At 72.0% G+C, this 19,528-nt stretch carries 18 protein-coding genes; 11 read left to right on the top strand and 7 right to left on the bottom strand.

Annotated features, from left to right (window positions below):
- Positions 1 to 2 precede the first annotated feature (2 nt).
- Complete coding sequence (locus OM076_RS15150; RefSeq protein WP_270040841.1) at positions 3 to 767, bottom strand: DeoR/GlpR family DNA-binding transcription regulator; 765 nt, start codon at positions 765 to 767, stop codon at positions 3 to 5.
- Positions 768 to 845: 78 nt separating this feature from the next.
- Between OM076_RS15150 and OM076_RS15145 the strand changes: the two genes are divergently transcribed.
- Genes OM076_RS15145 through OM076_RS15135 form a run of 3 tightly spaced genes read left to right on the top strand, consistent with a single transcriptional unit; the run spans position 846 to position 3,528 of the window.
- Positions 846 to 1,526 (top strand): (Fe-S)-binding protein, encoded by a 681-nt coding sequence (locus tag OM076_RS15145; RefSeq protein WP_270040840.1) that lies wholly within the window; start codon positions 846 to 848, stop codon positions 1,524 to 1,526.
- Complete coding sequence (locus OM076_RS15140; RefSeq protein WP_270040839.1) at positions 1,523 to 2,920, top strand: lactate utilization protein B; 1,398 nt, start codon at positions 1,523 to 1,525, stop codon at positions 2,918 to 2,920. The genes OM076_RS15145 and OM076_RS15140 overlap by 4 nt, the downstream gene beginning before the upstream one ends.
- Complete coding sequence (locus OM076_RS15135) at positions 2,917 to 3,528, top strand: LutC/YkgG family protein (RefSeq protein ID WP_270040838.1); 612 nt, start codon at positions 2,917 to 2,919, stop codon at positions 3,526 to 3,528. Before OM076_RS15140 ends, OM076_RS15135 begins: the two co-directional genes overlap by 4 nt.
- 141 nt (positions 3,529 to 3,669) lie before the next feature.
- Here OM076_RS15135 and OM076_RS15130 read toward each other — a convergent pair whose 3' ends face one another.
- On the bottom strand, positions 3,670 to 4,848 hold the full coding sequence (locus tag OM076_RS15130) for an ROK family transcriptional regulator (protein WP_270040837.1): 1,179 nt from the start codon (positions 4,846 to 4,848) through the stop codon (positions 3,670 to 3,672).
- A gap of 108 nt (positions 4,849 to 4,956) precedes the next feature.
- On the opposite strand from OM076_RS15130, the gene OM076_RS15125 reads away from it, so the two are divergent.
- The gene (locus OM076_RS15125; RefSeq protein WP_270040836.1) at positions 4,957 to 5,514 is read left to right on the top strand and encodes a hypothetical protein; all 558 of its coding nucleotides are present in this window, start codon (positions 4,957 to 4,959) and stop codon (positions 5,512 to 5,514) included.
- Between the two features lie 3 nt (positions 5,515 to 5,517).
- Here the strand turns inward: OM076_RS15125 and OM076_RS15120 are convergent, their stop codons facing one another.
- Positions 5,518 to 6,438, bottom strand: coding sequence for an SDR family NAD(P)-dependent oxidoreductase (locus OM076_RS15120; protein ID WP_270040835.1), 921 nt, complete (start codon positions 6,436 to 6,438; stop codon positions 5,518 to 5,520).
- An 86-nt stretch (positions 6,439 to 6,524) separates the two neighbouring features.
- Here OM076_RS15120 and OM076_RS15115 point away from each other — a divergent pair, with 86 nt between their 5' ends.
- Both OM076_RS15115 and OM076_RS15110 read left to right on the top strand, forming a co-directional pair.
- Positions 6,525 to 6,962 carry a hypothetical protein gene (locus OM076_RS15115; RefSeq protein ID WP_270040834.1) on the top strand — a complete coding sequence of 146 codons (438 nt, stop codon included), beginning with the start codon at positions 6,525 to 6,527 and terminating at the stop codon, positions 6,960 to 6,962.
- Between the two features lie 86 nt (positions 6,963 to 7,048).
- Positions 7,049 to 8,506: an LCP family protein gene (locus OM076_RS15110; protein WP_270040833.1), complete on the top strand. Its 1,458-nt coding sequence runs from the start codon at positions 7,049 to 7,051 to the stop codon at positions 8,504 to 8,506.
- Here the strand turns inward: OM076_RS15110 and OM076_RS15105 are convergent.
- Together OM076_RS15105 and OM076_RS15100 are read right to left on the bottom strand one after the other, a co-directional pair.
- Positions 8,503 to 10,833 (bottom strand): glycoside hydrolase family 3 C-terminal domain-containing protein, encoded by a 2,331-nt coding sequence (locus tag OM076_RS15105; protein ID WP_270040925.1) that lies wholly within the window; start codon positions 10,831 to 10,833, stop codon positions 8,503 to 8,505. The two genes, OM076_RS15110 and OM076_RS15105, sit on opposite strands and share 4 nt — an antisense overlap.
- 292 nt (positions 10,834 to 11,125) lie before the next feature.
- Complete coding sequence (locus OM076_RS15100; protein WP_270040832.1) at positions 11,126 to 12,286, bottom strand: glycoside hydrolase family 3 N-terminal domain-containing protein; 1,161 nt, start codon at positions 12,284 to 12,286, stop codon at positions 11,126 to 11,128.
- Between OM076_RS15100 and OM076_RS15095 the strand changes: the two genes are divergently transcribed.
- On the top strand, positions 12,267 to 13,460 hold the full coding sequence (locus OM076_RS15095) for an ROK family protein (RefSeq protein WP_270040831.1): 1,194 nt from the start codon (positions 12,267 to 12,269) through the stop codon (positions 13,458 to 13,460). The genes OM076_RS15100 and OM076_RS15095 overlap by 20 nt on opposite strands.
- A complete protein-coding gene (locus OM076_RS15090) occupies positions 13,457 to 14,632 on the top strand; it encodes an ROK family transcriptional regulator (RefSeq protein WP_270040830.1) in 1,176 nt (391 codons plus the stop codon). The genes OM076_RS15095 and OM076_RS15090 overlap by 4 nt, the downstream gene beginning before the upstream one ends.
- Positions 14,633 to 14,661: 29 nt before the next feature.
- Here the strand turns inward: OM076_RS15090 and OM076_RS15085 are convergent, their stop codons facing one another.
- Both OM076_RS15085 and OM076_RS15080 read right to left on the bottom strand, forming a co-directional pair.
- Positions 14,662 to 15,459, bottom strand: a complete 798-nt coding sequence (locus OM076_RS15085) for a polysaccharide deacetylase family protein (protein WP_270040829.1) — start codon at positions 15,457 to 15,459, stop codon at positions 14,662 to 14,664.
- Positions 15,460 to 15,621: 162 nt separating this feature from the next.
- Positions 15,622 to 17,310 (bottom strand): dihydroxy-acid dehydratase, encoded by a 1,689-nt coding sequence (locus OM076_RS15080; protein ID WP_270040828.1) that lies wholly within the window; start codon positions 17,308 to 17,310, stop codon positions 15,622 to 15,624.
- A gap of 57 nt (positions 17,311 to 17,367) precedes the next feature.
- Between OM076_RS15080 and OM076_RS15075 the strand changes: the two genes are divergently transcribed.
- The 3 genes from OM076_RS15075 to OM076_RS15065 are packed head-to-tail and all read left to right on the top strand — an operon-like array spanning position 17,368 to position 19,522.
- Positions 17,368 to 17,874, top strand: coding sequence for a methylated-DNA--[protein]-cysteine S-methyltransferase (locus OM076_RS15075; RefSeq protein ID WP_270040827.1), 507 nt, complete (start codon positions 17,368 to 17,370; stop codon positions 17,872 to 17,874).
- Positions 17,835 to 19,028: a cation:proton antiporter domain-containing protein gene (locus tag OM076_RS15070; protein ID WP_270040826.1), complete on the top strand. Its 1,194-nt coding sequence runs from the start codon at positions 17,835 to 17,837 to the stop codon at positions 19,026 to 19,028. The genes OM076_RS15075 and OM076_RS15070 overlap by 40 nt, the downstream gene beginning before the upstream one ends.
- Positions 19,025 to 19,522, top strand: coding sequence for a GNAT family N-acetyltransferase (locus OM076_RS15065; RefSeq protein WP_270040825.1), 498 nt, complete (start codon positions 19,025 to 19,027; stop codon positions 19,520 to 19,522). Before OM076_RS15070 ends, OM076_RS15065 begins: the two co-directional genes overlap by 4 nt.
- The last annotated feature ends 6 nt before the right edge of the window (positions 19,523 to 19,528 follow it).

Here is a 19,528-nt window from a genome sequence, read left to right as displayed (position 1 = left end):
GCCTACTGATCGACCACGTTGAGCTCCACGCCCGTCGCGCGCAGCGGTTCGAGTGCGGCGGGCGACGTCCCGTAGGCCAGCACGCTCGAGACCTCGGTCACCCGGGCGATCGCGTTCTGGCCGCGGGCGCCGAGCTTTGAGTCGTCGAGCAGCAGCACCGGTTCCTCGGTCTGCGCGATCATCGCGCGCTTGACCTCGGCCTCCAGCTCGTCGGCGTCGGTCAGGACGCCGTCGCGGGTGACCCCCTTCACGGACATGAACATGCGATCGGCGAAGTGCCCCAGCACGGTGTGCACGGCATACGGCCCCACGTACGAACGCGTCAGCGGCCGCAGCGTGCCGCCGATGCCGATCAGGTTGACGTTCGGCGTCTCGCGCGAGGCAACCGCCTCCATCACCGGCAGACTGTTGGTGATGATGGTCACGCCCAGCCCGAGGTCGACGATCTTGCGCGCCACGAAGTACGCGGTGCTCGAGGAGTCCAGGAAGATCGTCTCGCGCGCGGAGATCATCGCCACCGCGGCTTCGGCGAGGTTGGACTTGGCTTCGGTGGCGACTTCGACGCGCTGCGCGAAGGAGTCCTCCTGCGCGGAGATCGACGGCAGGACGGCACCGCCGTGCGTGCGGCGGGCGACGCCCTGGCGCTCGAGCTCGGCCAGGTCGCGGCGCGCCGTCATCGGCGAAACGCCGAAGCGCGTCTCGACTTCGGTGACGGTCACGGCACCCGAGTCACGCAGCAGGTCGGCGATGGCCGACCGGCGGGCCATGGCCAGCATCGGTCGGTCTGAACGACTACGGTTGATTTCGGGCTCCTTTGTGATCGTTAGTGTGCCGAGAAGGTACCGATGAACGTCGCCCTTTTCATCACGTGTTTCAACGACACGCTGTTCCCGTCCGCGGGAAAGGCCGTCGTCGAGGTGCTCGAGCGGGTGGGCTGCACGGTCGACTTCCCCCTGGAACAGACGTGCTGTGGCCAAATGCACGTCAATTCCGGCTACGAGCATGAGGCCGGCGGGATGATGTCGCGCTTTGAGCGCGTCTTTGCGGAATACGACGCGGTGGTCTCACCGTCGGCCTCCTGCGTCGCTCACGTTCGTGAGCGAATCCCGTCGCTGCACGATCGAGTTTTCGAATTGACCGAGTTCCTGGTCGACGAGTTGGGCGTGGTCGACGTGGGTGCGTCCTTCCCGCACCGGGTCACGCTTCACCCCACGTGCCACTCGCTGCGGCTGCTGCAGATCGGCGATCGCCCGCGACGGCTGCTCGAGGCCGTGCGCGGCATCGAGCTGGTCGAGCTGGGGGAGGAGCGCGAGTGCTGCGGGTTCGGCGGCACGTTCGCGGTCAAGAACGCGGATACGTCGATGGCGATGCTCTCGGACAAGGTCCGCCATGTGCTCGACACCCGCGCGGAGGTCTGCACGTCGGCGGACACGTCGTGCCTGATGCACATCGGCGGGGCGCTGCGCCGGCAGCGCACCGGGGTGCGAACGATGCACCTGGCCGAGATCCTGGCGGCGCAGGAATGAGCTTCCAGGCCGCGGCGAAGGTCTCGCTCGCCGATTCCCAGTTGCGGGCCAACATCGGCAAGGCGACGACGCTGATCCGCGGCAAGCGCGAGCGCGCGGTCGCCGAGCTTCCCGACTGGGAGGCGCTGCGCGACGCGGGCGAGGCGATCAAGGCGCGCACCATGGCCACGCTGCCCGAGCAGCTGGAGCGGCTGGAGGCGGCGGTGGTCGCCGCGGGCGGGGTGGTGCACTGGGCCCGCGACGGCGCCGAGGCCAACGCGATCGTGGCGCGGATCGCACGCGAGAACGGCACCGACGAGGTGATCAAGGTCAAGTCGCTGGCGACGGACGAGATCGGCATGAACGAGGCGCTCGAGGCCGAGGGCATCCACGCGCTGGAGACCGATCTCGCCGAGCTGATCGTCCAGTTGTCGCCGGGGGACAAGCAATCGCACATCCTCGTGCCCGCGATCCACCGCAATCGCGCCGAGATCCGCACGCTGTTCGAGAACACGATCGCTCGCGGGCAGCACCTGGGGGACGAGGCGTCCGCCATCGCCGAGGCCGCCCGCGTGCACCTGCGCTCGAAGTTCCTCTCGGTCCCGGTCGCCGTCTCGGGCGCGAACTTCGGGATCGCCGAGACCGGCACGATCGGCGTCGTGGAGTCCGAGGGCAACGGCCGCATGTGCCTGACGTTGCCTCGCGTCCTGGTCACGCTGATGGGGATCGAGAAGGTCCTACCGGCGTGGCAGGACCTCGAGGTCTTCCTCCAGCTGCTGCCGCGCTCGTCGACGGCGGAGCGGATGAACCCCTACACGTCGCTGTGGACCGGGGTGCGCGAGGGCGATGGTCCGCAGGAGTTCCACCTGATCCTGCTCGACGGCGGCCGCACGTCGGTGCTCGCCGACGAGGTCGGCAGGCAGGCGCTGCACTGCATCCGCTGCTCGGCGTGCCTGAACGTGTGCCCGGTCTACTCGCGCGTCGGCGGCCAGGCCTACGAATCCGTCTACCCGGGCCCGATCGGGGCGATCCTCACGCCGCTTTTGAACGGGTTGGAGACCGCGCCGTCGCTGCCGTGGGCGTCGTCGCTGTGCGGGGCGTGTTACGAGGTCTGCCCGGTCAAGATCGACATCCCGTCGGTGCTCGTGCACCTGCGCGGGCGCGTGGTCCGCGAGCAGAAGTCCAAGCTCACGCCCGAGGCGCTGGCGATGAAGGGGATGGCCGCGGCGTTCGGCTCGCGCCGGCGCTACGAGGGCGCGCAGCGCTTGGCGCGCCTCGGCCGCGGGCCGCTCGCGAAAGCGATGGTCCCGGGCTGGACCGCGATGCGCGACCTCCCGGATCCGCCGAAGGAGACGTTCCGCGACTGGTGGAAGGCCCGCGAGGCGCGCCCGGCGCCGCCGGAGGCGGCGTCGTGAGCTCCGCCAAGGAGGACGTCCTCGCGCGCGTGCGCGAGGCGCTCGGCTCGGCGCCCGCCGTGCCGGAGATCCCGCGCGCCTACCGCGCCGCCGGGTCGCTCCCCACCGCCGGCATCGTCGAGGCGTTCTGCGAGAACGTCGCCGAGTACCAGGCGACCGTGCATCGCGTCGCCGCAGCCGACCTCGCCACGACCGTCCGCGCGATCCTCGGCGACACCGCCCGCGTCGGTGTCCCGCTCGGCTTCGATCCGCTCGGCATCGACGTGATCGAGGACGATGCGCTCACGACCGCCCAGCTCGACACGCTCGACGCGGTCGTCACCGGCTCCGCCCTCGCGATCGCCGACACCGGCACGATCGTCCTGGACTCCGGCGCGCGGTCCGGCCGCCGCGCGCTCACCCTCGTACCTGACCGCCACGTCTGCATCGTCGAGGCCGGCACGATCGTCCCCTCGGTGCCCGACGCCATCGCGCAGCTCGCCGCGGCCGCGTCAGAAGGCCGCCCGATCACGTTCGTGTCCGGCCCGTCGGCGACGTCCGACATCGAGCTCGACCGCGTCGAGGGCGTCCACGGCCCCCGCGTGCTCGACGTGATCGTCGTCGCGTAGGCGTACCGCGAGAGTCCGGAGTTCGCCGTCGACCATGTGTGTTTTCACGCACGCCGACCTGGGATGGTGAGCGAGCGTCGACTTTCGTGAGCAGAGCGCGAGAAACTCGACGCTCGCGTCGAGGGCAGTTGACGTTCGTCGTTAGCCGCGCGCGAACGCCGAGATGGCGTCCGGCGTGAGCGCGTGCTCGAGGCCCATCGTCACGGTGCCGATCAGCCCGGCGCGGACGCCGGTGCGGGCGCGCGTGATCTCCAGGTCGACCGTCGCGAGCGTGTTGGACTCGCGATAGACGGTCTCGCGCAGTGCGCTCATCAGGAAGTCGTGCGCGTTGGCGAGGTCCCCGGCCACGACGAGCCGGGCGGGGTTGAGCACGTTCACCACCGTGCTGAGGACGAACCCCATCGCGTGTCCGGCCTGGCGGACGATCGCGATCGCCTCCGGCACACCCGCCCGGGTCAGCGCGGCGACCTCGCCGGCACCCGAGCAGGGGATGCCGGCGGCGGTGAGCCGTTCCGCCATCGCCGCGCCGCCCGCGACCGCTTCGAGGCAGCCGTACTTGCCGCAGCGGCAGTGGATGTCGTCGCTGCTGGGCGCGCGGATGTGCCCGATCTCGCCGGCGCAGCCCTTGGCGCCCCGCTGAACAACGCCCCCGGAGACATAGCCGAGGCCGACGCCGGTGCCCGCTTTGACGACCACGAGGTGCTCCGCGACGCCGAGTTGCCGCGCCTCGCCGAGCGCCATCACGTTCGCGTCGCCGTCGACGAGGACGTCGACCCCGAAGTGCGAGCGCAGCGTGTCGGCGACCGGAAACCCGTCCCAGCCGGGCATCAGCAGCGGGCTGACGGGGCGGCCGGTCGAGAAGTCCACCGAGCCGGGAAGCCCGACGCCGACGCAGCGCACGTCCGCGTGCGAACGACCGACCTCGGCGAGCAGCGCGTCGAGGCCCTCGCAGACCCAGCGAAGCGTGTCCCGCGGCCCGATGTCGATGTCTCGCACCTCCGAGCGCTCGGCCAGGATCTCCCCGTTGAGGTCGGAGATCGCCAGCGCGACACGGCTCGCACCCGCGTCGACCGCGAGCACCACACCCGCCGCCGCGTTGAAGACCAGCATCTGCGGTGGCCGCCCGCCGGTCGACGTGGTCCCGCGGGCCTCCGACACCAGGCCCTGGGCGATCAACTCCGCGAGCCGCAGCCCGACGGTCGAGCGGGCGAGCCCGGTCTGCTCCATCAGCTCCGCGCGGGTCACGGTGCCCTCGCCGTCGCGGATCAGTCGCAGGATCGTCTCTGTCCCGGCCAGCGGGTCGGTGTCACGGTGGCTCACGGCCGCAAACCTAACGCAGCGCCGGAACTGCGAATGTGAAGGGGAGGAGAGGGGGAAGGCGCGGGGCGCCCCCGGAATGCCCGCCGCGCGGCCGGCGTGATGTCTGGCATGACCAGACGCCCGACACCCGCCCTGATCGTCGCCATCCTCGCCCTGATCGTCGCCACCGGCGGCACGGCCGTCGCGCAGGGCATTCTGATCCGCAGTCCGCAACAGCTCGCCGACGGCGTCGTCACCGGTCCCAAGCTCGGCCTCAGCGCCGTCACCTCGGCGAACGTCGCCCAGGACACGCTGAACCGCAACGACATCGGCGACGCCGCCGTGACCAACCGGGAGCTCAGCAACCCGGTCTTCACCGCCGCGGTCGACGGCGACGGCACGGTCTCCAGCGGGCAATCGGTCAACGTCAACCAGTCCCTGACCCACAAGATCGAGCAGGTCGGCGGCGGCGTGATCTACGACGTCGGCTTCAACCAGGACGTCTCGCAGTGCGTCTACAGCGCGACGCCCGGCAAGACCCGCCGCGGCGGCTCGCTCTCGCCCGTCCTGCTCAGCGTCGAGGGCCGCGCGAGCAACCCGAACGTCGTCACGGTCTTCGTCCGCGACCTCAAGGGCTCGTTCTTCCAGCCCCTGCGGCCGTCGTTTCACCTGCTCGTCGTCTGCTGACCCTCAGATCGGCAGGCGCTGTTGCAGGATCTCCTCGGTCAGGACCCACAGGCGCGCGGCGGTCGCCGGGTCCGCGCCGGAGGGGTAGACGGTCAGCAGCTTCGGCCGGCCGCGGGACTGGCCGAGCGCGGAGGGGCCGATGAAGGCGCCGCTCGGCGTGCGGTCGTCGAGCGCCCGCAGTGTGGACAGCGCGCCCGCGGCGGCGGACTGCAGGACCATTCCGGTGACGAGCTTGCTGACGGAAGCAAGCCGGTCATGCCCGGCCTGCGCGAGCTGGCGAGCGAACAGGTTGGTGGCGCTCGCGCCGGGGTGCACGGCCACCGCGCTCACCGGCGACCCGGCTGCCCGGCAGCGGCGGTGCAGCTCCTGCGCGAACAGCAGGTTGGCCTGCTTGGTGTCTCGATAGACCTGGCGGCCGTCGTACGGGGTCGGGTCGACGAGGTGCTCGCGGGTCGTCTGGGATGACAGCCGGCCGGCGCGCGCCTCGGTGCTCGCCATCACGACCACGCGCGAGCCGCTCGCGTGCAGCCGCGGCCACAGCCCGGCGATCAACGCCGCGTGACCGAGGTGGTTCGTCGCCATCTGGCGCTCGTAGCCCTGCGCGCTCAGCAAATACGGCCCGCCCATCACGCCCGCGTTGCAGATCAGCGCGGAGAGGTCGCCGCCTGCGGCGAGCAGCGAGCGGCTGCACCGCTCGACCTGATCGAGGTCGGCGAGGTCGAGCTCGACGACGCTCGTCGTCCCCGGCCCGTCGAGCCGAGCCGCCGCCGTCTCGCCCTTGCCCGTGTCGCGAACGGCGAGCACGACGTGCCCGCCCCGCTCGACCAGGGCGCGCGCGGCCGCGAAGCCGATCCCGCTGTTGGCGCCGGTCACGACGAACGTGCGTGCGCTCAGTCGCCCCAGGCCGCGCGCGTGCCAGGTCATCGCGCGAGCCTTTCATGAGCGCCTCTCGTCCGCGACCTAACCTCCGCAGCACGGCCCAGATCCCACGTCTTGCGCTCCTCGCCTGCGTGCTCGGTCTCGCCGGATGCGGCGGCACCACGCCCGCGCCGGTCCAGCGGGCGGTCGACCCCTGCGCGAGGATGGCGACCACGGCCGGCGGGCACGGGACCGTCGCGGCGAACGACCCGCAGATCCTCACGTGCCGGCTGACGGCGAAGGGCGGCGCGTTCCGGGTGATCGTCGACACGGCGCCGCAAGCGCTGGTGCGCTGGCAGCGCGCCCAGGTCGAGCGGACGCAGACCACGCGCGAGTGGGCGAACATCCCCGCGCAGCAGCCCGTCATGGTCAACGGGGTGGGCCAGGGGGCGTTCTGGGTCAAGGCCCCGCGCGAGCTCGTCTGCACTGACGGCCGCCGTCTCGTGACCGTGCGAGTGCTGAAGCCCCACGCCGCCACGGCGGCCCGCCGCGCCGCGATCCAGGTCGCCAAAGCAGCACTCGCGCGCTGACGCGGTCAAGAGTTCCGGACCACGCAGTACGCTTGGCGACCATGTTCCGGGGGTCAGGTCGAGGGCAGCGGCCGCCGCGCGTGGGAATGGCCGTGCTCGTCAGAGCGTTCGCGGGCGTATTCACGGTGCTGCTCGTCATCGGCGCGGGCGTGGCGGGCGTGGGCTACCTCCTGATCCCCGTCCCGAAGCCGCCGGGCCCGCCGGTCCCGACGCCGCCGCTGCCCGACGCGCACGGCCCGCGCACCCTGCTGATCCTCGGGTCCGACCGCCGCGCCGCGAGCTCGTTCGACGCGAAGGTCAACGGCTCGGCCGAGACCCCGCACTCGGACACGATCGTGCTCCTGCGGCTGGACCCGGACCGCAACCGCATCGCCGTGCTCTCGCTGCCGCGCGATCTCGCGGTGAAGATCCCGGGCTACAGCGGCGAACGGAAGATCAACGAGGCCTACGACCACGGCGGCGCCGGCAAGACCCTCGAGACGCTGCAGGGCCTGTTCCGCCACGCGACCGGACGCACGCTGCCGGTCAACGGCGTGATCGACGCGAGCTTCAACGGATTCCAGCGCGCGGTCAACGAGTTGCACGGCGTCTATGTCGACGTCGACCGCGACTACGAGAACCCCGCCGGGACCGGTTTCTCAGCGATCCACCTGCAGGCCGGCTACCAGCGCCTGACCGGCTCCGACGCGCTCGCCTACGTCCGCTACCGCCACACCGACTCCGACCTCTTCCGCAACGCGCGCCAGCAGGAGTTCCTGCGCCAGGCCGTGCGCCAGCCCGCGGTCGAGCAACTCAAGAGCCTCGGTGCGGGCAGCGACTTCCTGGGCGAGATGGTCCGCTACTTCCGGTTCGACCAGGACTTCCTGTCGCGCAAGAACGTGGCGGGGCTGGTCAAGACCTCGCTGTCGCTCGCCGTCCATCACGCGCCGGTCGACCAGATCGCGCTGCAGGGCATCACCGAGGCCGCCGACCCGACGGTCGACACGCGGCTCTTCGTCTCCGACGAGCAGGTGCGCAAGGCCTACGACGCCTTCATGACCGGTGGCAAGGTCGCGACTCCCAAGCGCGCGGCGACGCCACACACGCCCAAGCCCACCTCGACCGGGCTCGAGGACGCACAGCGCCTCGGCGAGGATCTCGCGGTCGTCGCCACCCCCAAGCTCGGCGGCCTTCCGTTCTACTTCCCGCGCTCGCGCCTGGCCGGCTCACGCTACGCCCCCGGCAGCCCGCGCATCTACACCGATCGCGACACGCAGGGGCGCCCGTTCCGCGCCTACCGGCTGGTGATCGAGACCGGCGCCGCCGGGGAGTTCTACGGCGTCCAGGGCATGACGTGGACGGACCCGCCGCTGCTCGCCAACCCGGACGGCATCCGCAAGCAGGGCGGCCGCACGCTGCTCGAGTACTTCGACGGCGCCCGGCTCCGCCAGGTTGCCTGGCGGACGCCGAGCGCCGTCTACTACGTGACGAACACGCTCAATCGCAAGCTCTCGAACGCACAGATGCTGGCGATCGCCGCGTCGCTACGCCGACTGAACGGCTAGGGGTTGGTGGTGGACAGGGTGAACGTCAGGGTCTTGCTGTAGGCGCCGGTCCGCAGCGCGTCGGTTGCGTCGATGTGTTGCTTGAACGCGATCGAGACCGGGTCGTTGGAGACCGGGCCCGCGTAGCTGAGCAGCGTCGTGGGGTTGGCGGAGCCGCCCACGGGCGCGAAGGCGCCGCCATTGCCGGCGGGGCTGGTGGCGCCGGCCTGCAGCGGTTGCGGCAGGGAGAACGTCCCATTGACCAGATGGCCGGTGGCCACCGAGCTCGGATCCGACACCGAGAGCGTGCCGTCGCCGGCGGTCGACACGACCGTCGCGGTCGTCGCCGCGGTGTAGTCCTTCGTGATGCCCGGCGTGAACGCGCCGAAGGCGGCGGGCGTGCCGAGCGAGAGCGACAGCGTCGCCGGAACGGTCCCGCCGACCGGCGCCTGGGCGCCCGAGCCCGCCGGGATCGGCGTGGTCGTCGCGGTCAGCGGCAGGTTCGCGCCGGCCGAGGAGTCGCCGACCCAGATCCGGCGACTGCCGTAGTTGTCGAGCCACTGCTGGGTGGTCTCGTCCCAGTACTGGAACGAGCGCTGGTCGAGCGTGATGGTGAGGTGCCGGGTCTCACCCGGGTCCAGCGAGACGCGCTGGAACCCGCGCAGGGCCTTGGTGGCCTGCTGGATGCCGGCATGATCCGGGCCGGGGCCGACGTACACCTGTGCCGCCTCGTCACCCGCCCGCGTGCCGGTGTTCTTGACGTCGAAGCTGACGTCGACGGTCCCGTCGGTCTTGGGCGCCACGCTCAGGTTCGAATAGCCGAACGTGGTGTAGGAGAGCCCGTAGCCGAACGGGATCTGCGGCGTGATGCCGAGCTTGTCGAAGTACCGGTAGCCGGCGTAGATGCCCTCGCTCTCGACGGTGCCGGTCGCGGCCGGGCACGTCGCGGTGCTGCCCGTCGGAACCGTGCAGCCGCCGTTGCCGTTCAGGCGCTCCGGATGACGGCCGCCGGGCGAGCCCGGATACAGCGCGCCCGCGGGCTCGTTGTAGCCCCAGAGCGTGTCGGTGGCGTTCTTGGGCCACGTCATCGAGGAGTGCCCGCCGGGGTTGGCGAGGCCGAGCAGCAGCCGCGCGGTCGAGGTGCCGCCCTCCTGGCCGGCGAACCACATCTCCAGCACCGACTTGACGTTGTCGAACCACGGCATCAGCACCGGGTTCGCCGTGTTCATGACCACGATCGTGTTCGGGTTGGCCGCCGCGACCGCGCTGACGAGCTTGTTGCTCGCGTCCGAGAGCTGCACGGGCGCGGAGATCGTCGTGCCCGGGACGTCCGGGTTCGGCGTGGTGGAGACGGCGCCGACGCCGTCGTTGACGAAGACGATCGCGGCCTTCTTTCCGCGGCCGGCCGCCGCCGCGTCGTCGATGTCGCCCTGAGCGCGGGAGTAGGCGAAGCGGAAGCTCGCCGCGCCCGCCGTGTCGTTGTTGAAGGTGATCGTGATCGGGTGGAACGTGCCGCCCGTCAGCGACCCCGCCGAGAACGTGCGGTTGGTGAGCAGCGGCTCGGTGTAGCCCGCGTTCGTCGGCGTTCCGGGCGTCGTGGCGCCGTAGACGTTGGCCGCGTTGGCCAGCGTGCGCGTGGTGCCGTCGAGCGTCACGGTCACATTGCCGGCGGCCACGCTCGCGCTCTGCTGGACCGCGAACGTGTACGTGTCGGTGGTCGGCACGTAGACGTAGCCGGTCCACGAGTAAACGCCGGGAGCGAGCTGGCCCGCCGCCGAGACCGACGTGAAGTCGAGCGAGCTGTCGTTCCCCGCGCCCGGACCGGTGCGGGCCAGGTTGCCCGTCACCGTCGAGTTCGAGCGCGACAGCGCCGACGACGGAACCGGGTAGCCGGTGGGATCGTTTGCCGGGGCGAACTGGAAGGCGCCCGGCTTGCCGCTGAACTCCTTGAGCTGTTGCAGCGGGTTGATCGCGTCGCGGTCGATGAAGCCCGTCGACGCCTCGTTGGTGGGATCGGCGACGAGGTGGTTGGCGTTCGCGCCGGTCACCAGCACGTCACCGTCGTTGAGACCGGTCAGCGGGAGCGCCGACTGGTCGTTCTTGAGCAAGGTCGCGCCCTCCTCGGAGTAGCGCTCCACGATCGCGGCGTCGCCGTTCTTGGTGCCGAGCACCGGCGTCCCGGAACTGGAGCCCGCGGGCAGCGGCGCGGTGCCCGTGCGATCGGACCCGATGCCGCCCGGGTTCGTGCACGACGAGGAGACCGGCGTCTGATCGCAGCCGAGCAGCCCGAAGCGCTGCTCCTGGTAGAGGATCCGCGCCAGCGACTGGTTGAACACGGCCAGCGGCATCGAGCCGTTCATCACGGCGTCCACCAGCGTGCAACCGCCGACCGGGCAGCCCGGGCCGGGATACCCGCCGACGTGCAGCGCGCCGCTGGTCGAGCACGAGAGCATCGTCGTGCCGGTTGCGTCCGAGCACGTGCTGCCGGTCGCGTCGGTCTGCTGCGCCGCGGTCAGTGTGTTGGAGGCGCTGAAGAAGCCGGTCTGCGTCGGCATCTCCTGGTCCTCGCCCTGGAGGATGCCGGAGGTGGAGTGCGTCGCGGGATAGTCGGAGCCGACGAACGCCTTCGACCCCCACAGGTCACGCAGCACGTAGTTGAGGATCAGCGGCTGCTCGCACGAGAAGTGCGATTCGTTCAGCGGCCACGTCGCGGGCACCAGCCCGGACTGGAACGGACTCGGCTGCGTCAGCGCCGACACCGAGACGGGAAGGTGCGTCGACGTGTCGCGCCACACCTGGTAGGAGCACATCGTCGCCGCGGCCTTGCCGTCCACGAACCCGCCCTCGTACGGGAGCAGGTAGTTCTCGTGCAGCGGCTGGTCGGAGATGTCGGTGTTGAGGTTCTGGTTCTGGCCGTTGTAGACGGCGAAAGTGCTTCATCTGCGACATCGCCCCGACGCCCTGGATGCCGTTGATCTGCGCCGCGACCATTTCGTGACTCAGATACGGGTCCTCACCCGTCGTCGTCAGGTTGCGGCCCCAGTTGGGCAAGCGGTCGAGGTCGGTCTGCGGCCCGAAGAGGCCGGTGACCATGAACGAGCGCGACTCGGTGCCCTCGGTCTGGCCCCACGCGTTGCCGAGCGAGCGGTCGAACGTCGAGCCGAGGCCCATCAGGGTCATCGGCCCGGTCGACCCGCGCGTGTTCGGGCCGGACGTGTTGAGCACGCCCTGCGCGTCGGTCCAGCAGATCGGCGCGATGCTCGGGTTCGTCCCCGTCGGAGCGCTCACCGGCCCGACGTTGTGGCAGGCCCCGTTCGCGCCGTCGTGCAGCAGCTTGCTCGCGTTCGCCAGCTGGTCACGCGTCGGCGGGCTCGAGGGCTCGAGCTGATGGATCAGGTCGAGCACGACCGACGTGTACGGCGCGTTCGCGTCGACCGCCGGTGACTGCTTCGGCACCGGCAACGTCACCGGCAGCGAGTACGGCGGGACCTCCGCCGCCGCCACGGAGGGCAGCGCCACCAGCGCCGCCATGATCAGCGTCGCGAGCCCCAGACCCGCGCGCGCACACCACCCTTCCGCCTTTCGGCGGACCCGACCGGACCCGGACAAGGGCGACCTCTCTCTTCGGTGTCCCGACAGGCGACAGGACACGCCGACATGGATTCGGCCGGAGGCTATGTCTATCTCTCGCCGACTGCCAACCGCAATATGAAACCGCTCGGAGAAATGCTCATGAAGACGGTTCTCGCACACGCCTTCGGGCTGCGAGAATGCCGCCGCCTTGGCCGGTTTGAACGACATCCGCGAGGTCAATCGCCTGCGCCTGCTCGAGGAACTCCGCCGAGCCGGCGTCGCCGACCGCTCCGAGCTCGCGCGCCAGACGGGCCTGTCGCGGGCGACCGTGGCGACGCTCGTCGCCGACTTCGTCGCTCGCGGCGCGATCGTCGAGGAGTCCGAGCGCAACGGGGCGCCGGGCCGCCCGTCGAACCGGCTGCGGCTCGATCCCTCGGCCGCGACCGTCCTCGGCGTCGACTTCGGGCACCGGCACGTGCGCGTCGCGCTCGCCGATCTCTCGGCGACCGTGATCGCCGAGCGCCGCATCGATCTCGATGTCGACGCCGGGTCGAAGACCGCGCTCGACACCACCGCGGAGCTGGCGGCGACGCTGATGGCCGAGGCGGGCGTCGGCGGCGACCGGGTGCTCGGCGCCGGGATGGGCATCCCCGCGCCGATCGACCGCCGCAGCGGGCGGATGCCCTCTGCCTCGATCCTCGCGAATTGGGAGCCGATCCGCCCGGCGGAGGAGCTGGCGCACCGCCTCGGGCTGCCGGTGCGGGTCGCCAACGACGCCGACCTCGGCGCGCTGGGCGAATCCACCTATGGCGCCGGACGCGGGTTCTCCGACCTTTTGTACGTCAAGTTGTCCGCCGGCTTCGGCGCGGGGATGATCCTCCGTGGCGCGCTGCACACCGGCGCGACCGGCATCGCGGGCGAGATCGGCCACCTCGGTGTGGACCCGCTCGGCGTCATCTGCCGCTGCGGCAACCGGGGCTGCCTGGAGACGGTCGCCTCCGGCTACGGCCTCCGTCACGTGCTCGCTCCGACCCACGGACCCGGGCTGACGACCGCGCGATTGCTGGCGCTGGCCGACGCGGGGGACACGACGGTCCTGGCCGCGCTTCAGCGGGCCGGCACGATGGTCGGCGCGGTGCTCGGCGCGCTCTGCACGGCGCTGAACCCGGCGGCGATCATGATCGGCGGCGACCTCGGCGCGGGCAGCGCACCCCTGCGCGACGCCATCCGGGCCGAGCTGCGCCGCACGGCACTGCCGCCGACCGGGGACGTCGTCCTGCACGCGGCGACCCTCGGCGACCGTGCCGAAGTCCTCGGTGCGATCACGCTCGCGCTCGACGAGACCGAATGGCTGCGCTCGGCCGACCTCGTCGCCGTCGCCCGGCAGTGGACCCGCGCGTGAGCGCGCCCGACGACCTGCGAGCCCGCGGGCTGCGCGCGGCGGTCGACGCCCTGCGACGCGACGGCAATCTGACGCGCTCCGAGCTCGCCCGGCGCACCGGCGTCTCGCGCCCGACGATCGCCTCGATCATCGAGGAGCTCGACCGCCGCGGCCTGGTCGTCGAGTACCAGGACAGCACGACGGCGCGGCGCGCTCCGGGCCGCCCGGCGACGCTGATTCGATTGCATCCCTCGGCCGGCACCGCCCTGGGGATCTCGGTCGAGCGCGAGGAGCTGCGGGTCGCGCTGGTCGATCTCTCGTTGACCGTGCTCGCGGATCGCTCGGCCCAGTTCGCGCTCGACACGCCCGCCGAGACCTTGCTGGAGCTCATCCTGGACCTCGCCGGTGAGGCGCTCGCCGACGGCCCGGCGGAGCGCGGTGCGCTGATCGGCGTGGGAGTAGGGCTGCCGAGCCCGATCGACCTCGAGACCGGCGACGTCGACGCGCGGATCCTCGCCAGCTGGAGCGGCCGTCCCGTCCGCGAGACCCTGGCCGAGCGGCTCGGGACGCGGGTGATGATCGAGAACGACGCAAACCTCGAAGGGCTCGGAGAGCTCACCCTCGGCGCCGGCCGCGGGATGTCCGGCGCCGTCTACGTCAAGGTCTCATGGGGCATCGGCGGGGCGATCCTGCTCGGCGGCGAGCTCTATCGCGGCGCCGGCGGGTTCGCCGGCGAGTTCGCCCACATCCAGGTCGTCGAGGACGGGGACGCATGCGGCTGCGGGCGGCGGGGCTGCCTCGGCACGGTCGCCTCCGGCCACGTTCTGCGCGAGCTCCTGGAGCCGGCGCATGGAGCGCCCGTGAGCCTGCAGGACATCGTCCGCCTCGCCGCCGCCCACGACACCGGCACGCTCCGCGTGCTCAAGGACAGCGGGCGCGCAATCGGGTCGACGCTCGCCGGCGTGTGCCTGGCGCTGAACCCGGACGCGGTGATCGCGGGCGGGGAGCTCGGCGGCACGGAGCCGTTCCTGGAGGGACTGCGCGAAGGACTGCACGACCACGTCCTCCCGCTCACGGCCGAGACGACCGCGGTCGTGCCCGCGCAACTCGGCAAGCACGCCGGGGCGCTCGGCGGGGCGGGCCTGATCGTGCGCTCGCGCGAGGCGCTCGAGCATGTCGTGGCGCGGCTCTAGGGACGAACGTCAACTGCGCTGGGCGGGCTCTAGCCGGCGCCGATGCCCATCACGGGCTGCTTCATCGGCGGCGGCGCGTCGCGCAGCAACTGCGGGACGCTGACCAGCGTGTAGTGGCGGTCGCGCAGGCTCTTGACGATTCGCGGGAGCGCGGCGATCGTCTGGCTGCGGTCGCCGCCCGCATCGTGGAGCAGGACGATCGCTCCCGGCTTCGCCGCGGACAGGACATTGGCGACGATCGCGTCCACGCCCGGGCGCCGGTAGTCCTCGCTGTCGATGCTCCACATCACCATCGTCATCCCGCGCTCGCGCAGGAGCGCGAGCGTGGTCGCGTCGAAGGCGCCGTAGGGAGGCCGGAAGAGCGTCGGCGCGGGCGCGCCCGCCGCGCGCAGGATGGCGGCCTGGGCGTCGATCTCCTTGCCCTGATCGGCCCGCGAGAGCCGGTCGAGCCGGCGGTGGTTCTGCGTGTGGTCGCCGATCGTGACCAGCGGGTCGGCCAGCTCGGCCTGCTGCGCGTCGGTGAAGTAGTGCTCGGTCGTGCCGACCTGGAAGAACGTGCCCGGCGCGTTCAGCCGGTGCAGCGTGCGGACGACCTCGAGCGTGTACGGCCCTGGCCCGTCGTCGAAGGTCAGCGCGATCTCGCGATGGCCCCGGCCGGCGACCGCGACGTACGGCAGCCGCGCGACCCGGTCGGCCTTCGGGAAGAGGGCGGCGTGCTTGGCCACCAGCATCGTCGCGGCGGGCGTGATCTCCGCCGCCGAGGCGTGGTTCCCGCCGCGCCGGATCGCGGCCAGGCCGAGGATCAGCAGGAGCGCGAGCGTGCCCACCGCGACGGCCCGCCGCCGCAGATGGGCCCGCCGTCGCTGCCCCCGACGGGCACGGAGGGACTCAGGCGTATGTAGGCGACGCTCGACCATGGGCGTCCAGCCCAGGCTAATGGCGCGCGCGGCGAATTCGACCCGCGCAACCGTTCATTCAAAACCGGTGCGTCAGCGCGGCGCGGGCCGCAGCGTGGCTCCCTCCGAAGCGGAGCCGACGTGGTCGGCGTAGCGGGCGAGGACCCCGCGCGTGGCGGACGGTGCCGGCGGCGCGTACTCGGCGAGCCGGCGGGCGAGCTCGTCGTCGGGCACGTCGACCGCCAGCGTCCCCGCTTCGACGTCGATCGTGATCCGCTCGCCCTCGCGGACGACGCCGATCGGCCCACCGCGCACCGCCTCGGGGCTGACGTGGCCGACCATCAGGCCGCGGGTGGCGCCGGAGAAGCGCCCGTCGGTGACCAGCGTCACCGACTCGCCGAGCCCGGCGCCGACGACCGCCGCCGTGATGCTCAACATCTCGCGCATCCCCGGTCCGCCCGCGGGACCTTCGTTGCGGATGACCAGGACGTCGCCGGGCTGGATCGTTCCGGCCGCGATCGCGACGGTGCAGTCGCGCTCGGATTCGAAGACGCGCGCCGGCCCGGAGTGCGCGCGGCGCTCGGTGCCGGCGACCTTGACCACCGCACCGTCGGGCGCGAGGTTGCCGAACAGCGCGTTGAGGCCGCTCTGGGGCTTGTAGGGCGCCGCGGCGGGGAAGACGACGGCGCCGTCGGGAGCCGCGGCCCCGCCGCTGCGCTCGCCCAGCGTCCCGCCCTCGACGGCGAAGGCGCCGCCGTCGATGTGGCCTGCGGCGATCAGCTCGCGCATCACGACCGGTGCGCCGCCCGCCTCGTCGAGATCGGTCGCGACGTAGCGGCCGGACGGGCTGAGGTTGCCGATCATCGGCGTGGCCCGGCTGACCGCCACCAGCTCGCTCAGCGACAGCTCGACACCCGCCTCGCGGGCGATCGCCAGCAGGTGCAGGACGCCGTTCGTCGACCCGCCGGTCGCGCCGATCCCGGCCATCGCGTTCAGCAGCGCGCGGCGGTCCAGGAAGTCGCGCGCGGTGCGCTCCCCGCCGGCGACGCTCACGGCCAGCGCGCCGATCGCGGCCGCGTCGCGCTCGCGGTCCTCCATCGCATCGGCCGGCACCATCGTGCTGCCGAGCGCGGTCAGGCCCAGGAACTCGACCGCCAGCCCCATCGTGTTGGCCGTGAACTGGCCGGCGCAGGTGCCCGGCCCGGGGCAGGCGGAGCGCTCCAGCTCGTCGAGCTCCTCGCGGGTGATCGTGCCCGAGCGATAGGCCCCGAGCTGCTCCCAGACGTCCTGGATCGTCGCGGTCTTCCCGCGCCAGTGCCCGGCGCGCATCGGACCGCTGTAGAGCACGACCGAGGGCTTGTCGATCCGCGCGAGCGCCATCAGCGCCGCCGGAACGGTCTTGTCGCAGCCGACGATGCACACGAGCGCGTCGAAGTCGTGCGCGATGTCCATCAGCTCGATCGAGTCGGCGATCAACTCGCGCGAGACGAGCGAGGCGCGCATGCCGGGCGTCGCCTGCGTCTGGTTGTCGGAGACCGCGATCGTGTTGAACTCCATCGGGACGCCGCCCGCCTCGGCGACGCCGCGCCCGACCGCCGCGGCGAGGTCGCGGTGGTTGAGGTTGCACGGCATCGTCTGCGTCCAGGCCGAGGCGATCCCGACGATCGGGTTGCCGAGCCGCTCGGGATCGATCCCCATCGCGCGGTAGTGGCTGCGGGCGCCGACGCGCTCGGCCCCGTCACGGAGTTGTTCGCGTGCCTGGCGCCGTGCGTCTTCGGTCATCGCGCCGAATGCTCCCAGACGAGCCGTCCGCACCGCGGAGTAGCGTTTACAAGTCCGATGTTCGTGTTCGAGACGGCGCTCGGGCGCTGCGGCGTCCGGTGGAGCGAGGCGGGGATCACCGAGGTGGTGATGCCCGGGAGCCGTGGGCTGGCCACGGCGAGTTTGGGCGATCCGGCAGCGTTGCCGGAGGCCGTGCGAGCGGGTGTCGCCGGGATCGTCGCCCTGCTGGCCGGCGAGCGCTGCGACCTGTGCGACATCGCCCTCGACGAGACGGGCCTGGACGAGTTCCGGCGCAGTGTCTACGCCGCGACGCGCGCCGTCGGCCCCGGCGCGACCGCGACCTACGGCGAGATCGCCCGCGCGATCGGTGCGCCGACCGCCGCCCGCGGCGTCGGCGCCGCGCTGGGCAGCAACCCGTTTCCGATCATCGTGCCTTGCCATCGCGTGCTCGCCGCCGATGGGGCGCTGCACGGGTTCTCCGCGCCTGGCGGCATCACGACCAAGCGGCGAATGCTCGAGATCGAGTGCGCGCCCGGCTTCACCCAGGAATCCCTGTTCGGCTGACCGATCTCGGCGTCATCGCACTGATCTGCGCCGCCGGGCTGCTCGGGCCCGCGCTGTCGCTGGCGACCCGCGGCTTGGTGCCCGCGGTGGTCGGTCAGCTGCTGGCGGGTGTGGTGCTGGGCCAGACCGGGTTCGGCGTGCTGGACACGGACGACGCCGGGCTGCAGCTGCTGTACACGCTCGGGTTCGCGACGCTGATGTTCACCGTCGGCATGCACATCCCGCTGCACGACCCCCGCGTGCGCTCGTCGCTGCGGCGCGGGATGCTCGCGCTCGGCGTGGCGGCGCCGCTGGCGCTCGCCGCCGCCGCCGGAGCACACCTCGCCGGCGGCGGCCCGACGCTGATCTACGCCGTGGTCGTCGTGTCCTCCTCGGCGGCGGTGGCGCTGCCGGTGATGGCGGAGAACCGGCTGCACGGGCAGACGATCCTGACGTCGATCGCCTGGATCACGATCGCCGACGTCGTCGCGACCGTGGCGCTGCCGCTGACGATCAACCCGGCACGGGCGGGCCACGCGGCGCTGGGCGCGCTGCTCGTCGCGGCGCTCGTCGCGCTGGTCTTCGTCGTGGCCCGGCACTTGCATCGCAAGCCCCTGGTCAAGCACATCCGCAAAGAGGGCAAGCGGCGCGAGTGGGCGATCGACCTGCGCTTGGCGCTGACCGTGCTGGTGACGCTGTCCTTCGTCGCCCAACAGGTCGGCGCGAGCGTCCTCATCGCGGGGTTCGGTACCGGCCTGGTGGTGGCGGCGATCGGTGGTCCCAAGCGGCTGTCGCGTGAAGTCCTCGGCCTCGGTCAGGGGTTCCTCGTGCCGCTGTTCTTCGTCCTGCTCGGCGCCCAGCTGAATCTGCGCGAGCTGAGCGGCGGCGACGACGTGCTGCTCGCGTTCCTGCTCTCGGCCGCCGCCATAGCCGTCCATTGCTTGACCGCCGTCGCGCTGCGGCTACCCGCTGCGGCGGGGCTGCTGGCGAGTGCGCAGATCGGCGTCCCGGCGGCCGCGATCGCGCTCGGCCTCGCCGCGGGAACCCTGACGCAGGGCCAGGCGTCGGCGATCTTCTGCGCCGCGCTGGTCTCGATCGGCGCGTGTTCGGCCGGCGCCGCGATCCTCAGCCGCGCGCAGGTCTCCGCGAGCGTCGGAGTAGCTTCCGGTGCGTGAACCTCGAGGACATCCCGTCAGAGCGCGCGGTGCTGATCCCGCTCCGCGCGGAGGACGCCGACGACCTCGCGGGGTTGCTCGAGGAGCAACAGCTCCGCGAGTGGCTGAGCGTCGAGGATCTCGACGCGCTGCGCGCGCGCTTCGCGAGGTGGGAGTCGCGCCGCTCGCCCGACGGCGCCGAGACGTGGCTGAACTGGGTCGTGCGCGAGAGCCGCGAAGGGCGGGCGCTCGGCTGGGTCCAGGCGACGGTCTTCGGCGAGAGCGCGAGCGTCGCCTACGCGCTGCTCCCGGCCGAGCGTGGGGCGGGAGTGGCGAGCGATGCCTTGCGCGCGCTCACCCGCTGGCTGCACGACCGGCTCGGCGTCAAGACGCTGACGGCGGAGATCGACGACGCCAACGCACCCTCGGTCCGCGTCGCGGTGGCGGCGGGGTTCGAGCGCACCGCACGCCGCGCGGGCGACGAAGTCGTGTGGGAGCGGCGCCTCTCGCACTGAGTGTCC

This window comes from Solirubrobacter ginsenosidimutans (genome assembly GCF_027587205.1).
This window is presented reverse-complemented; position numbering and strand designations above follow the sequence as displayed.